Source organism: Paenisporosarcina macmurdoensis (assembly GCF_042658845.1).
Taxonomy (GTDB): Bacteria; Bacillota; Bacilli; order Bacillales_A; family Planococcaceae; genus Paenisporosarcina; species Paenisporosarcina macmurdoensis.
Map to the genome: position 1 here is coordinate 740508 of NZ_JBHSRI010000002.1, position 14334 is coordinate 754841.

17 protein-coding genes are annotated in these 14334 nt (G+C 36.9%); 15 read left to right on the forward strand and 2 right to left on the reverse strand.

The genetic code is table 11. From position 1 onward, the window contains the following. Positions 1–29: 29 nt before the first annotated feature. On the forward strand, positions 30–716 hold the full coding sequence (locus tag ACFPYN_RS03600; protein ID WP_377732558.1) for a zinc metallopeptidase: 687 nt from the start codon (positions 30–32) through the stop codon (positions 714–716). Positions 717–1292: 576 nt separating this feature from the next. Here the strand turns inward: ACFPYN_RS03600 and ACFPYN_RS03605 are convergent. Beyond that, entirely contained in the window at positions 1293–2162 is an 870-nt protein-coding gene (locus ACFPYN_RS03605; RefSeq protein ID WP_377732559.1) for a YitT family protein, read from the reverse strand. Positions 2163–2270: 108 nt separating this feature from the next. Between ACFPYN_RS03605 and ACFPYN_RS03610 the strand changes: the two genes are divergently transcribed. From ACFPYN_RS03610 to panD, 9 genes are all read left to right on the forward strand, one after another. Next, entirely contained in the window at positions 2271–2609 is a 339-nt protein-coding gene (locus tag ACFPYN_RS03610) for a nucleotide pyrophosphohydrolase (protein ID WP_377732560.1), read from the forward strand. Continuing rightward, a complete protein-coding gene (dapB, locus tag ACFPYN_RS03615) occupies positions 2606–3400 on the forward strand; it encodes a 4-hydroxy-tetrahydrodipicolinate reductase (RefSeq protein WP_377732561.1) in 795 nt (264 codons plus the stop codon). The genes ACFPYN_RS03610 and dapB overlap by 4 nt, the downstream gene beginning before the upstream one ends. A gap of 19 nt (positions 3401–3419) precedes the next feature. Further along, on the forward strand, positions 3420–3824 hold the full coding sequence (gene mgsA / locus ACFPYN_RS03620; protein ID WP_377732562.1) for a methylglyoxal synthase: 405 nt from the start codon (positions 3420–3422) through the stop codon (positions 3822–3824). A 16-nt stretch (positions 3825–3840) separates the two neighbouring features. Next, the gene (gene bshA / locus ACFPYN_RS03625; RefSeq protein WP_377732563.1) at positions 3841–4983 is read left to right on the forward strand and encodes an N-acetyl-alpha-D-glucosaminyl L-malate synthase BshA; all 1143 of its coding nucleotides are present in this window, start codon (positions 3841–3843) and stop codon (positions 4981–4983) included. Continuing rightward, positions 4970–6166, forward strand: coding sequence for a CCA tRNA nucleotidyltransferase (locus ACFPYN_RS03630; RefSeq protein ID WP_377732564.1), 1197 nt, complete (start codon positions 4970–4972; stop codon positions 6164–6166). Before bshA ends, ACFPYN_RS03630 begins: the two co-directional genes overlap by 14 nt. Then, positions 6144–7127 carry a biotin--[acetyl-CoA-carboxylase] ligase gene (locus ACFPYN_RS03635; protein ID WP_377732565.1) on the forward strand — a complete coding sequence of 328 codons (984 nt, stop codon included), beginning with the start codon at positions 6144–6146 and terminating at the stop codon, positions 7125–7127. The genes ACFPYN_RS03630 and ACFPYN_RS03635 overlap by 23 nt, the downstream gene beginning before the upstream one ends. A 239-nt stretch (positions 7128–7366) precedes the next feature. Further along, a complete protein-coding gene (gene panB / locus ACFPYN_RS03640) occupies positions 7367–8203 on the forward strand; it encodes a 3-methyl-2-oxobutanoate hydroxymethyltransferase (RefSeq protein ID WP_377732566.1) in 837 nt (278 codons plus the stop codon). Next, positions 8200–9051: a pantoate--beta-alanine ligase gene (panC, locus tag ACFPYN_RS03645; protein ID WP_377732567.1), complete on the forward strand. Its 852-nt coding sequence runs from the start codon at positions 8200–8202 to the stop codon at positions 9049–9051. Before panB ends, panC begins: the two co-directional genes overlap by 4 nt. A gap of 3 nt (positions 9052–9054) precedes the next feature. Beyond that, entirely contained in the window at positions 9055–9438 is a 384-nt protein-coding gene (gene panD / locus ACFPYN_RS03650) for an aspartate 1-decarboxylase (RefSeq protein ID WP_024534833.1), read from the forward strand. 138 nt (positions 9439–9576) lie between these two features. On the opposite strand, the gene ACFPYN_RS03655 is transcribed toward panD, so the two are convergent. Further along, positions 9577–10029 (reverse strand): HIT family protein, encoded by a 453-nt coding sequence (locus tag ACFPYN_RS03655; RefSeq protein ID WP_377732568.1) that lies wholly within the window; start codon positions 10027–10029, stop codon positions 9577–9579. Positions 10030–10587: 558 nt separating this feature from the next. Here ACFPYN_RS03655 and ACFPYN_RS03660 point away from each other — a divergent pair. From ACFPYN_RS03660 to ACFPYN_RS03680, 5 genes are all read left to right on the forward strand, one after another. Beyond that, a complete protein-coding gene (locus tag ACFPYN_RS03660) occupies positions 10588–10992 on the forward strand; it encodes an NUDIX hydrolase (protein ID WP_377732569.1) in 405 nt (134 codons plus the stop codon). 60 nt (positions 10993–11052) lie between these two features. Beyond that, complete coding sequence (locus tag ACFPYN_RS03665; protein ID WP_377732570.1) at positions 11053–11448, forward strand: NUDIX hydrolase; 396 nt, start codon at positions 11053–11055, stop codon at positions 11446–11448. Positions 11449–11802: 354 nt separating this feature from the next. Further along, positions 11803–12096, forward strand: a complete 294-nt coding sequence (locus tag ACFPYN_RS03670) for a hypothetical protein (RefSeq protein ID WP_377732571.1) — start codon at positions 11803–11805, stop codon at positions 12094–12096. Between the two features lie 83 nt (positions 12097–12179). Then, complete coding sequence (locus ACFPYN_RS03675; RefSeq protein ID WP_377732572.1) at positions 12180–12728, forward strand: 2'-5' RNA ligase family protein; 549 nt, start codon at positions 12180–12182, stop codon at positions 12726–12728. Between the two features lie 719 nt (positions 12729–13447). Next, positions 13448–14257 (forward strand): hypothetical protein, encoded by an 810-nt coding sequence (locus tag ACFPYN_RS03680; RefSeq protein ID WP_377732573.1) that lies wholly within the window; start codon positions 13448–13450, stop codon positions 14255–14257. Positions 14258–14334 lie beyond the last annotated feature (77 nt).

Genomic DNA, 14334 nt, shown 5'->3' on the forward strand with positions numbered 1-14334 from the left:
TAAAATAATAAGTAGATAGAAATAGGAGGATGGTCGATTTGGGATTTTTGGTCTACTTTGCCGTACTACTATTGTTACCACTTTACGCGCAATTTAAAGTCAAACGCACGTATAAAAAGTACTCTAAAGTACGCTCAACTTCTGGAATGACAGGTGCTCAAGTAGCACGTTTAATTTTAGATCAAAACGATTTGAAAGATGTGAAAGTTGTCGAAAGTCAAGGGTTTTTAAGCGATCACTATAACCCAATGACCAGAATTGTTGCATTGTCTTCTCATAATTATCACGAAGCATCAGTAGCAGGGACAGCAATTGCTGCTCACGAAGTCGGGCATGCGATTCAACATAAAGAAGCATATACTTTCTTACAATGGCGTCATAAGTTAGTTCCTGTAGCTAACATTTCTTCAAATGCATCATGGATCTTCGTAATGATTGGTATATTTGCAGGAATGTCGAACATGTTGCTATTAGGTATCGTTTTATTAGCAGTAGGGGTAGTCTTCCAAATTGTTACGTTGCCGGTAGAGTTCAATGCTTCTAGTCGCGCGATGACTGAAATTGTATCTCATGGGGTTATTCGTAACGAAGAAGAAAAACATGCTAAAAAAGTATTAAATGCTGCTGCAATGACATATGTAGCTGCTGCGGCAGTTGCCGTTCTTGAACTAGTACGTTTAGTGCTAATGTACACAGGTATGAGTCGAGATGAATAGAAAAAAACTCACGAGCATGAATTTCATGCTTCGTGAGTTTTTTTATGGAAAGATAAGAAAGTATATAATTTTAGTTCCATAAATCCAGTGTTTTAGGTGTTTTGGACAAAAAGATTAGTTCATTAATATTGATGATTTCCGTTTCAGGCGGACGCTTTCCGCGGGGCGGGCGGTGAGCCTCCTCGGTCGCTTCGCGATCTGCGGGGTCTCACCTGTCCCGCTGATCCAGCTGGAGTCGCCGCCTTCCACTACAATCCATGAAATGAGTAACAAGAACTTTCAATAATTGCTTATTGACAAGACACGAATGATTCTAAGATAAGCTAGAGATAGAACCAACCTATAATCGTAGTTGCCATCTATATTTGTTGATTGAAGCGCAGGTGGCGACTTCTGCGGGAATAGCATGAGCTGAAGACCCCGCAGGAACGCAGTGACGAGGAGACTGAAGCCATGCCCGCGAAAAGCGTCCACCGTAGCGGAAATCAACAGGCTACTATGGTTACTCTTCTTAAAAGGACCGGGCGCACTTTGCCCGGTTTTTCTTATATTTTCTGATTAGGATTAACACATATTTTAGTCAATTGGACGTTTCTGTTCATCAAGTGTGAACCCTTCACCCATGACGTCATGTACATCAGTTACTGACACAAATGCATGAGGATCAATGGATGTAATAATATTTTTCAATCGAACAATTTCATTACGACCAACAACACAATAAAGTACTTCACGATCAACTTTTGTAAAATGACCAAAACCTCTTAACACGGTTACGCCGCGATCCATATCGCTCGAAATACGATCTGCAATCTCATTTTGGAATTCAGAAATGATAAACGCACCACGACCAGAGTATGCACCTTCTTGTACAAAATCAATTACACGAGAACCAATAAACACGGCAACTAATGTATACATCATCGAACGAGAATCTAGGAATGTTAGCCATGATAGTAAAATCACCGCTGCATCAAACATAAACATGGTTTTGCCCATGCTCCACCCAAGATATTTAAGAGCGAGTCGGGCAATAATATCTACCCCACCAGTAGTGCCTCCATATCTGAATATGATGCCAAGTCCTACCCCAACAAAAACTCCTGCGAATAAAGAGGCTAAAAATAAATCGTCTTGTATATGTATATTAATTTCATAGATTTGGAAGATCTTTAGAAAAATTGATACCGAAACAGTTCCGATAATCGTATAAACAAATACTTTCTGACCTAGAAGTCGCCAACCTAGAAAAAACATTGGTATATTTAATAGTAAATTCATTAATGCTGGATCAAGTTTGAAGACAAAGTACAAGATTAATGTTATCCCGCTAAATCCGCCTTCGCCTAGTTCGTTTTGAATGTTAAAATGAACAAAACCAAAACTAAATATAGCCGAACCAAGCATGATGAAGAAAATATTTTTAAACTTAATGCCTTTCATCATAGATACACCCCATTTTCTGAAAAAGAACACTCAGCTATTATCATTCATTTCAAGTATTTTGACAACAACATTTCTTATTATTACGATAGGGGTAGGAGAGTGAAATGCATGACATCTGAAAAAACAATTCGAACACTACAAAAAGAAGTGGATGACTATATTGGACAATATAAAGAAGGCTATTTTCCGCCTTTTGAAATGCTAGCAAGAATGACTGAAGAGCTAGGAGAATTAGCAAGAGAAGTTCAACATGTTCATGGCATGAAAAAGAAAAAATCAAGTGAAGCACAAAAAAGTATGGAAGAAGAATTAGGAGATTTATTATTTGTGCTCATATGTTTTGCGAATGCAGAAAAAATCGATATGCAAAGTGCTCATGATCGTGTGATGGCAAAGTTTAGCTCAAGAGATCAAAATCGTTGGACGTTGAAGGAGGAACACTCATGATTCGAGTTGCAATTGGTGGACCCCGAGGGAAAATGGGGCAAGAAGCTGTACATACTATAATGAATAATGAGAATATGGAACTAGTGGCAGTTCTAGACCATAGAGAAATAGGTGAACTATTAAGTGAGTCACCAGAATTCCCAGCTAGTTACGACGTTCCTGTATTTTTAGATTTAGACACGTTGATTACAATGATCAGTCCAGATGTTTTCCTTGATTTAACGACACCTCATCAAGTCTTCGAGCATACGAAGTTATGCTTGCAAAGAAATGTTAGACCTGTCATTGGAACAACAGGCTTTACTGATGAACAACTTCAACATTGCACAACACTTGCTAAGAATAACAAACTAGGCTGTATTGTCGCTCCGAATTTTGCGATTGGTGCAGTATTGATGATGAAATTTGCTGCAATGGCTGCTGTTTATTTCCCAGATGTGGAAATTATTGAAATGCATCATGATCAAAAACTCGATGCCCCTTCAGGTACTGCGTATAAAACAGCACAAATGATTGCGGAAGTTCGACCATCCCATAAACAAGGACATCCTAATGAAGAAGAAACAATAGCGGGTGCAAGGGGAGCTTCTTTCGATGGAATACCCATACATAGTGTGCGTTTACCTGGGTTAATTGCTCATCAACAAGTATTATTTGGTGGAGAAGGCCAACTCTTTACACTACGACATGATTCATTTAATCGACAATCCTTTATGTCAGGTGTAACATTTTCAATTAACCAGGTAATGGATTTAACTGAGCTCGTATACGGGCTAGAAAATATTCTATAAATGATAGGATGAGAATTCCATGAAAATAGCATTAATTGCACATGACCGAAAAAAAGATGACTTGATTCAATTTGTCACGGCTTATAGAGCTATTTTGGCTGAACATGAATTATGTGCTACAGGCACAACAGGACAACGAATTATAGACGAAACGGGTTTAGCAGTATTTCGTTTTCAGTCGGGCCCTCTTGGTGGAGACCAACAGATAGGAGCGATGATTGCCAATAACGAAATGGACATGATTATTTTCTTCCGTGATCCTTTAACTGCTCAACCTCATGAACCTGATGTGACTGCACTGATTCGCTTATGTGATGTATATCAAATTCCGTTAGCAACTAATATGGGAACGGCAGAAGTATTATTAAAGGGTCTACAAGAAGGATTTATAGACTGGAGATTACTACAAGATAGACGTTCTTAAGAAAGGAAGTGACTTCGTGAAAAAATTAAAAATCGGTATCACTTGTTATCCAACGGTTGGAGGCTCAGGTGTTATTGCGACTGAATTAGGGAAGTTACTGGCTGAAAAAGGTCATGAAATTCACTTCATAACGTCAAGTATGCCATTCCGCTTAAATCGCATGGTTCCAAACATTTTCTTTCATCAAGTAGAAGTAAATAGCTACTCGGTGTTTCAATATGCACCTTACGATATAGCACTTGCCAGTAAAATGGCTGAAGTCATCCAAAAAGAAAATTTAGATATTCTGCATGTTCATTATGCCATCCCACATGCCGTCTGCGCGGTTTTAGCTCGTGACATGGCAGGACAAAACGTAGGCATAGTAACGACGCTCCACGGCACGGATATAAGTGTTTTAGGGTATGACTCCTCGCTGTCAGGTGCTATTCGCTATGGCATCGAAAAGTCAGATATGGTCACCACAGTTTCAGAGTCGCTAAAACACGAAACAATTCGCTTGATTCAACCTGCGCAAGACATTGAAACCATCTATAATTTTGTTGATGAAAGAGAATATTTTCCTAATAAATCGTCTGAATTAAAGGCTTATTTCAATATCCAGGAAGATGAAAAGGTAGTCATTCACGTGTCTAACTTCCGCAAAGTTAAACATGTTGAAGATGTCGTATCGAGTTTTGCTTATATTCGCAATAAAATGCCTGCTAAATTACTGCTTGTCGGTGATGGACCAGAAATGAATAATATCGTTAAACAAGTCGCTTCGCTTGGATTGGATGAAGATGTTTTGTTTTTAGGAAAGCAGAACAATGTCTCTGAACTATATTCAATTAGCGATTTGAAACTTTTATTATCTGAGAAAGAATCGTTTGGTTTAGTGTTATTAGAAGCTATGGCATGTGGTGTACCATGTATTGGTACGGATATCGGTGGGATACCTGAAGTCATTGAACACGGTTTAAATGGCTATATTGCGCCTTTACATGATGTTGAATCAGTAGCCTGTTATGCATTGAAACTTTTGACCAACCCGGACATACATAATCGAATGAGAGAAGCTGCGCTTGAATCGGTTTCGCGAAAATTCCATTCTTCTTTAATTGTGTCTCAGTATGAAGAGCTTTACGACAAGGTAATAAATCAACATGTTCACAACTGAACAATGGCAAGCTGGGAAAAAAATCATTGAAGCACTCATCCAACATGGCTATGAGGCCGTATTTGTAGGTGGTGCAGTGCGAGATTTTGTTCGTCACAAAGTAGCTAATGACATAGATATAGCAACAAGCGCATTACCTTCTGAAGTAAAAACCATATTTAACAGAACGGTTGATTTAGGACTTGCTCATGGTACGGTGTTAGTCATTGAAAATCATGTTCCGATTGAAGTGACTACTTTTCGTACAGAAGGCGAATATACAGATCATCGAAGACCAAGCGATGTGAAATTTGTCCATTCGTTGGAAGAAGATCTAAAGCGCAGAGATTTCACGATGAATGCTCTTGCCATGACAGCGGATTTTCAAGTGGTCGATTTATTCGACGGGCAGCGTGATTTGCACAATGGAATCATACGAACAGTCGGTGAGCCAATTGAACGTTTCAAAGAAGACGCGTTGAGAATGCTTCGAGCGATCCGCTTTACTGGGCAGTTAGGTTTTTCTATTGATAACGCCACACTAGAAGCTATTAAGTTGTGCGCAAATGACCTAGCCTATGTATCAGTTGAACGAGTGAGCGCTGAGCTTGAAAAGATGTGGTTGAGTTCTAATCTAGACAAAGGGATGACGTATCTAGGGCAAAGTCACTTGGCGATGCATCTTCCTGGGGATTTTCCATTCGAAGATGCTAGGTGGAACCAACTAGGTAATCCTCAAAACGTTTTAGTTTGTTGGGCTTTTCTATGTTTACTGCAAGAAAAACCAAATAGCTCAGAACTGGCCAGCGTTTTTAAATTATCCAATGAATTAAAACTGCAAATTACCCATTTAGTACAGGCCACTCAAATACGCGATGAACGTTTATTTACGATTGATGACCTTTACCGTTTTGAGGAGAATATACTGGTCCAGGCTGAACGGCTTTCTAGAGTTCTTTGTAATGATATTGAACAAATGCCAATAGAAGTGATTGTTCAGCAAAAACAAGCGCTTCCGATCCAATCTATCCGTGAACTGGTCATTTCAGGACAAGACGTCATGGAATGGTTTAATAAACCAGGTGGACCTTGGCTAAAGGAAACACTTTGCCGAATGGAACATGCGGTGCTACATCAAAAAGTAGTGAACAATGCTACTAAGCTAAAGGAATGGATAATGAATGAATCCAACAGTGAAATATGAAATTACAAAACGTTTATTAGCTGCAGAAGGGCAACCTATTTCTGGTCAACAGTTGGCTGACGACTTCGGATTGTCAAGAACAGCTATATGGAAGCATATAAAAGAACTTGAAGAAGAAGGATTTGGAATCGACACGGTAAAGAAAAAAGGCTATGTCTTACGATCATCTCCAGATTCATTACAAGCAGCTAAAATAGATCAACATTTAACAACGAAGCGATTCGGTCGGAACATTCATTATTTACAAACATGTCCAACAACTCAGCCGATTGCTCATCAGCTGGCACAAGCCGGAGAACCTGATGGATCGATTGTCATTTGTGAAGAGCAGACGGCAGGAAAAGGACGTCTAGCACGTGCTTGGACTTCTACACAAGGCAAAGGGATTTGGATGAGCGTAATTATTCGACCTGAAATCCCCCCAACTAAAGCACCACAATTGACCTTAGTGGCTGCAGTTGCAGTTACAAGAGCCATTGAAGATATTGCAGACGTTCGTGCTGAGATTAAATGGCCAAACGATTTGCTGATAAACGGGAAAAAATGCACAGGAATTTTAACAGAGCTGCAAGCAGATATAGACCGTGTTCATGCCATCATTTTAGGAATTGGTGTTAATGTCAATCAGCAATTAAGTGATTTTCCTGAAGACATACAATCTATCGCTACGTCTATTCAAATGGTTACAGGGAAGCCGGTAGATCGTGCCGAGCTAGTCGCCCGTATTTTATATCATTTAGAGATCTATACAGATTTGTATGTGCAGCATGGTTTTGAGCCATTAAAAATTCTTTGGGAAAGTTACTCTTGTACACTGGGCAAACGAATTAAAGCGATTATGATCCATCAAACAATTGAAGGCGTAGCGCTTGGCATAACTAATGAAGGCATTTTACAAGTGAAAACGGACGATGGAGAAATTCATGGCATATATTCTGCCGATATTGAAATTCAAAATTAACATGAAGTTATCAATATGGAATGTGTGAATTATTTCTGTTATAGTAAAGCCGTAGGGCAGTATCTGAGTAGAACTGCACCTGACGAACAAACAGCTAAACATGTGAAATTAAATAATTCTGCCTTGATCTTAATCGACAGGGACGGAGGAAACCAATTCTTTTACAAACCACCCTTCTGTCCATTTTTGGCTTGAAGGGTTTTTCTTTTGGTTTTCTCTCAAAAGAGAGGAGAAAAGAAATGAAAACGACAACTGATTTTATGAAGATGAAAAAAGATAACAATAAAATTATTATGTTAACTGCCTACGACTATCCAACTGCAAAACTTGCAGAACATGCAGGGGTTGAAATATTACTTGTTGGGGATTCTCTTGGCATGGTGGTTCTTGGCTATGATTCAACAGTTCCCGTTACTATGGAAGATATGATCCATCATGGTAAAGCAACGAGACGTGGTGCACCAGAGACGTTTATAGCTGTCGATATGCCGTTCGGTTCATACCACGGTTCTGTTGATACGACACTTGCTAATGCTATTCGTTTATTCCAAGAAACTAATGCACAAGCTTTAAAAATTGAGGGAGCAGACGAAATCATTGATGTCATTCGATTATTGACTCGCACTGGCATTCCGGTTATTGCACATCTTGGTCTGTTGCCTCAATCAGCTAGCGTTTTAGGTGGCTATAAAGTACAAGGGAAAACGGCACTTGCCGCTCAAAAATTAATTGAGGATGCAAAGGCTTGCGAAGCAGCTGGCGCATGTATGGTTGTTCTAGAGTGTATTCCTTATCAATTGGCGAAAACCATAACAGAATCAATATCTATTCCTGTAATAGGCATTGGTGCAGGGGCTGATACAGACGGTCAAGTCCTTGTTTTTCATGACACCGTAACATACGGAAGTCATCATATGCCGAAATTCGTAAAAGCCTTCTCACAAGCAGGTAAAGAGATTTCAGCTGGATTAACACAATACGTAGAAGAAGTTAAATCCGGTGCATTTCCTGCAGAGGAACATCGTTTTACCATGAAAGACGATGAGTACCAACAGTTATACGGAGGAAAAAAATGATTCAAGTGCAAGTAATTGAAGCCTTGAAAAAAGGCATATATGAGGCGAAAACTACTGGCAAGAGCATTGGTTTTGTGCCAACGATGGGCTATTTACATGAAGGACATATGTCACTTGCTAAGCAAGCGAGAGAAGACAATGACTATGTTGTCATGAGTATCTTTGTTAATCCTGCACAATTTGGTCCAAATGAAGATTTGGATAAATATCCGCGTGATTTAGAACGAGATATTAAAATGGCAAAAGATGCAGCGGTAGATTTATTATTTTTCCCACAAGCACATGAAATGTACCCACAAGATGGCGGCATTACAATACATGCAGGAGCTCAAGCGAACGTCCTTTGTGGTGCTTCTAGACCTGGTCACTTTGATGGCGTATTAAAAGTAGTTACAAAGCTTTTTCATTTGGTAGAGCCAACACGAGTTTATTTTGGTCAAAAAGATGCTCAACAATTAGCGATCATCGAGACATTGGTCCGAGATTATAATTTCCCATTAGAAGTACGTCGAGTTCCAACTGTACGAGAATCTGATGGTTTAGCTAAAAGTTCACGAAACGTTTTCTTGAGTGAAGAAGAGCGACTTCAAGCACCGGCTATCTATCAAGCTATACAGCTAGGAATCGAGCATTTTAAAGAGCACCAAAATGTAGAAGAAGCTAAAAAAATAACGACGCAACACATAGAAAAAGGCACTTCAGGAAATATTGATTATGTCGAATTATTAAGCTATCCAGACCTCACGAAAGACATTTCGACTAACACGTCAGTGATTTTGGCGGTAGCTGTCTTTTTCGAAAAAGCGAGACTAATCGATAATATGATGTTGAACAATAAAGGAGAGTAACCAATGTTACGTATGATGTTAAATTCTAAAATTCACCGTGCTGTAGTTACAGAAGCGGATTTAAATTATGTAGGAAGTATTACAATCGATCAAAACCTTTTAGATGCTGTAGGTATGTTGCCAAATGAGAAAGTTCATATTGTAAATAACAATAACGGAGCTCGTTTTGAAACGTATATCATTTCGGGAGAACGTGGCAGCGGGGTTATTTGTGTAAACGGTGCAGCAGCTCGTCTCGTTCAAAAAGGCGATGTTGTCATCATTTTATCGTATGCATATGTAATGAACGATGAAGCGAAAGATCATAAACCAACAGTAGCGATCATGAATGAAAATAATTCAATCCGCGAAATTATCAGCTACGAACCAGAAGCAACGGTTATGTAGTTAGCAATATGTTCTAATCCGAGTTCTCTGATACAAAACTTAAATTAAACATCAAAAAGACCGTTAATTCGAATTTGAATTAGCGGTCTTTTTTGACGTTGTTATTTCATGTTTAGAGTTTGTTGGTTTTGAAATTCACTATACTAATTCAACAATTATTTTCGTTAATTCAACCCGTGTAGCTATTAATTTGTTTTTAAGATCCTCGTTGTTCCAAGGTTCTTCTGTGTAAAAACTAGCAAAAGATTGATTCTCATATCTTGGCACAACATGCATATGGTAATGAGACAATTCATCAATTTTTCCACCGTTTTGGCATATCGTGATACCATCTGGATTATATAGCTTTTTAATAGCCTTTGAAAGTAGTTGAGATGCTTTCATTATTGCAATGGCTGTTTGTGGATCAAATTCTTCGACATAACGAAAATGTTTCTTAGGTAATATTAAAGTGTGTCCCTCATTAAAAGGATCGTGGTCTAGAAAACAACAGACAAACTCATCTTCATAAACCACATGAACGAATAAATCTTGATTCGCCAATGCACATCCTAAACATTCCTTATTCTCTTGTGTAGTATCAACATTCACATCGTTCACCTCTACTTTTCTTAACATCTAGAACTATTTAAATAGCTCTGTTAAATTAAACTGTTGTTTATCGTTCATTTGCGCTGGCCGCACGTTCCGTATTAGCCAACAAGAATGAAAACCAACCATATACTTGTGGGTTGCGGCTTGTTAGGAGCAAATGTACTCGTTTGTTTTTTATGCAATAGTTAATATCCTTCTTTAACATTGCATGTTTTAAAATAGGACTTTAAATAATATTAACAATTTTTAACAATAATTAAAATGTTTTTTTCTTTTCGTTTTTAGAAGATAAAATAACACCTCCTTCGCTGTTCCTAAGTGCGAATTGAGGTGTTATTTTGTTTTTTATTTGAATTACCAGTTTCAGTTTTCATATTTATAATTGATTAAAAATTTCGTTAAAGATTAATTGGATATTTATGTTAAAATAAAAAGGCGATTGTGAACTTAAATTAAGAGAAGAAAAGATGAATAATGGGTTCGATATTTTTATAAGTGTTTTAAAGAAGTTAGTTGGTTTGGTATAAGATCAAATATGGAAAAGGAGATTGAGTAATGACACCCAAACATATTGTTTCAGCAGCAACGATTGTACTAAATAATCAAAAAGAAATTTTGTTAATTAAAGGACCAAGAAGAGGATGGGAAATGCCTGGTGGGCAGGTGGAAGAAGGCGAATCCTTGGAAGAAGCTGCAATCAGGGAAACAAAAGAAGAATCGGGAATAGATATTGAAATAACAAAATTTTGTGGAGTATTTCAAAATGTAAGTGGTTCAATTTGTAATACATTATTTTTAGGTACACCGATTGGAGGAGAACTTACAACTAGTACTGAAAGTCTAGAAGTAGGTTATTTCCCTATTGATGAAGCATTGGAATTGGTCACGTGGAAAAATTTTAGGCAAAGAATTGAATATTGTATAGATGACAAACTTCAGCCTTTTTATATTGCATTTTAATTAGACTCCTTTAGCTAAAGGATATTTTCAATAGGGTTTAAGCAATTTAGGAGGATAAATGTGAGAGATAGAGGTTCAGTTGTACTAATAGAAAATAACAAAGTTGGGCTGATTAAAAGAATTCGGGACGGTACTGTTTACTATGTTTTTCCCGGAGGTGGTATTGAAGTAGGTGAAAATCCTGAAATAGCGGCTAAAAGAGAAGCATTCGAAGAATTAGGTGTAAAGGTCAACGTTGTTGAGTGTTTTCAAAAAATTGAGTTTAACGGTACACAATACTTTTTCCTAGCTGAAATTATCGAGGGAACATTTGGAACTGGACAAGGAGAAGAATACACCGGTGAAAAACGGGGTAGAGGTTCATATTTGCCGATATGGGTTGATATTGAAAAACTATCATTCCTTGATGTTAAACCGAAAGAAGTGGTTTTAAAAGTACAAAACCTCATCAACTAGCGAGATGCTTTAGTTGAAGATCAGTGTTGTGCCTATGATAACGCTATTATTTAACATATGGAATAGATGTTGGTCAGGTTAGTTACATACAAATGATACAATCTGTAAAAAAAGAGTATAGAGGTGAATTTATGGGAATCCTTATAGTTGCAATCTTATTAGTGTATTTGTTTGATTTCACAAAATTTAGAAAGCAAAATCAAACAATAATTGATCAGAATGAAAAGGTTATTTCTCTGCTGGAAGACATAAAAAATAAATAACTTTAATTCAAGTGAAAGGCAGGTTGATTTAACAGTATATAAGAATCCAGTTCAAAGTATTGATATACTCATATTTAATGAGGTGATATGTATGAAACTTACTATAAATATATGGTCTTTTATACTTACATTATCTTGTATTCCTATATTTTTCATTGCAATATCATCTGCAAACCTTATTAGCGATTTTACCCAAGTCCTTGGTACTCATCCATTAAATATTGTCTTAGGTATTACATTGACAGCATTCGTTCTTGGACTCATCGGATTAAAGGATGTAAGGGAATGGAAAGCAATGGCTAGAAGTATATTTACGATTATTTTTACAATGGGTTTTTCGGTGCTATTAATTTTCATACTATTCTTTGGTAGTTTGCTTACATAACCTTATTGAACTTATGGAGTGATCGTAGTAAGGGGTCAGGATAGTTCAAGAAGGAGTAGATATAGTTAGGGGAGTGACATTAATTGCAATTTTTCATTGGAATTGTGCCTTTGGATGAATACAAAAAGAAATTAATAGATTTTCAGCATAAATGGAAAACTAATCGGATTACAGATGTTGTCGAACCACATATAACGCTAAAGGCACAAGGTGGATTAACCCCAGATGAGATGTGGATTAGTAAAGTTAAAGAAGTATGTACTAATTTTAATTCCTTTCAACTAACACTTGGTAAACCAATGTTTTTTGGTGAAGATATTCTTTATTTAAGTGCTACTTCAAATGAACTATGTAAACTACATAAAAGTATTGTTCGAGAAATTTCTCTTTCCAATGATTTAATTAAAAAGTATTTTGAACTTGACGACTTTGTACCGCATATGACTTTTGGAAAAACAAATTATGGATTATCACAAAAAGAACTTAGAGAAATGGGGGAATTAGCAGAAAAAGAACTTAGTCCATTTCCCACTTTTGAAGTTAGATTTGTAAGGGTGTATCAAGAAATTGAACCAAATGTATATAGAAAGTATGTCGATATTCCTTTAAATAGCTGTAGTGAACTGGTGTGATGAAAGACATCGTCGAATTGTGTTTGATTAACGAAGCAGATTTTGTGCTTAAAGTATCAGGGGTGCTCTACTTGAAGATCGTTAAGCTGCTTTTCTTTCGTAATTAGATTTATCTTAGAATCATAGATAGGAGATTTATATGGGGTTATTTTTCGAAAAAAGTAAAAGCACAAAACCGTTTAATATTATAAAAAATGTGATTGGGATAATAACGCTGCTTCTTGTCTTAATAGCATTAATATCCAGTGTAATGACCAGTTTTGATTTCATCTATATTAGATTTTTATGCATCTTAGCAGGACTTAGCTCAATTACAACTGGAATTGAACATTATGTAAATAGAGAGAGTAAGTGGCTCTATCTGTCTGATATTGGCTTTGGCGTTTTTTGGTTAATACTCGCGTTTATATTGTAGAAAAAAGTCTTTTTTAGTTAGTAAAAGCTCAAGACGAACTGAATATTTATTCATGGATAAAAAAATGAAAGTGGTCGAAGGTTTACGGTGGATAATTTAGGTTCTTGTTCAACTCCCATGAAAATTCAAATCCTAGCGGCATATATTTTCATAAACTGTGGTGAAGTGCTGATTTTGTGCTGCATGGGTGGCTAACGGGTCATTAGTTGAATAAGGAATTCCCTCGAACTTACTTGAAAAATTAGTATTCAGTTGTTGGATATTGGTGTAATTTGGAACAATATAAGAGGAAGGGGTTGATAGTATGCTCTATTATTTAGTCTTGCAATGGGTTGGTTTTATCATCTTTACCTTCAATTACCTTCAATTTGACGGTTATCTACACGAACAATTCGATTTAAAACGTTTATTACTATTTTATGGATTTTGGACTTCAGTTTTCAGTTTGATTGTTTTTTCGGTTTGGCCAAATAAAAAAACAGTCTACCAGTCATTACAGAAGACAATGCCAAACCTCTTTTACTCTTTCATTTTAGGGACAATCATTTTGATATTACCAGCCGAATTGTATTTTTTCATATTCGTGGGATTAGCGATTTGGATGATTCACATGGCTAATGCTGAACACGCTGAACATACTGATAAGAAAAGAATCGCTTTTATTCTGGTTAACATCATGTGTTTTTATCTCGTCATAACGGGTATAACGCTCACTTATATAAGTGATATCCCCACTTATGTTATTACGTTCTTCGTTCTTGTGTTTTATTTGTTTTCAACTTATAAAATGTATCCGAACAACACGATAGCAAAGTACAACATAAGTGCGGTTGTCTTGTCTTTTTTAATCCAATTATTGCCTTATACATACCATGAGATATTTAACCAATTCCTAGGAATAGACCCCGCAGATACGATGGACGCATTCAGCATACTCCTAATTATACCGACGCTGATTTTAACATATGGTTACTTTAGAAAGACACCTGTTGACAATACAGTCATTCTAACAAAGAAAGATTCAGTTTTACTATGGTTGCTAACTTTTGGTATACCAATCATCGGTTTCATCATCTTTTTCGTCATGGAAGGGCTTTCAGGGTTAGGCTCTTGACAACACATTTATGGCCTCTCATCGGCTATATTTGAATACAAACGAACTTTAATCCTGCCATTATACAATGAACCTAG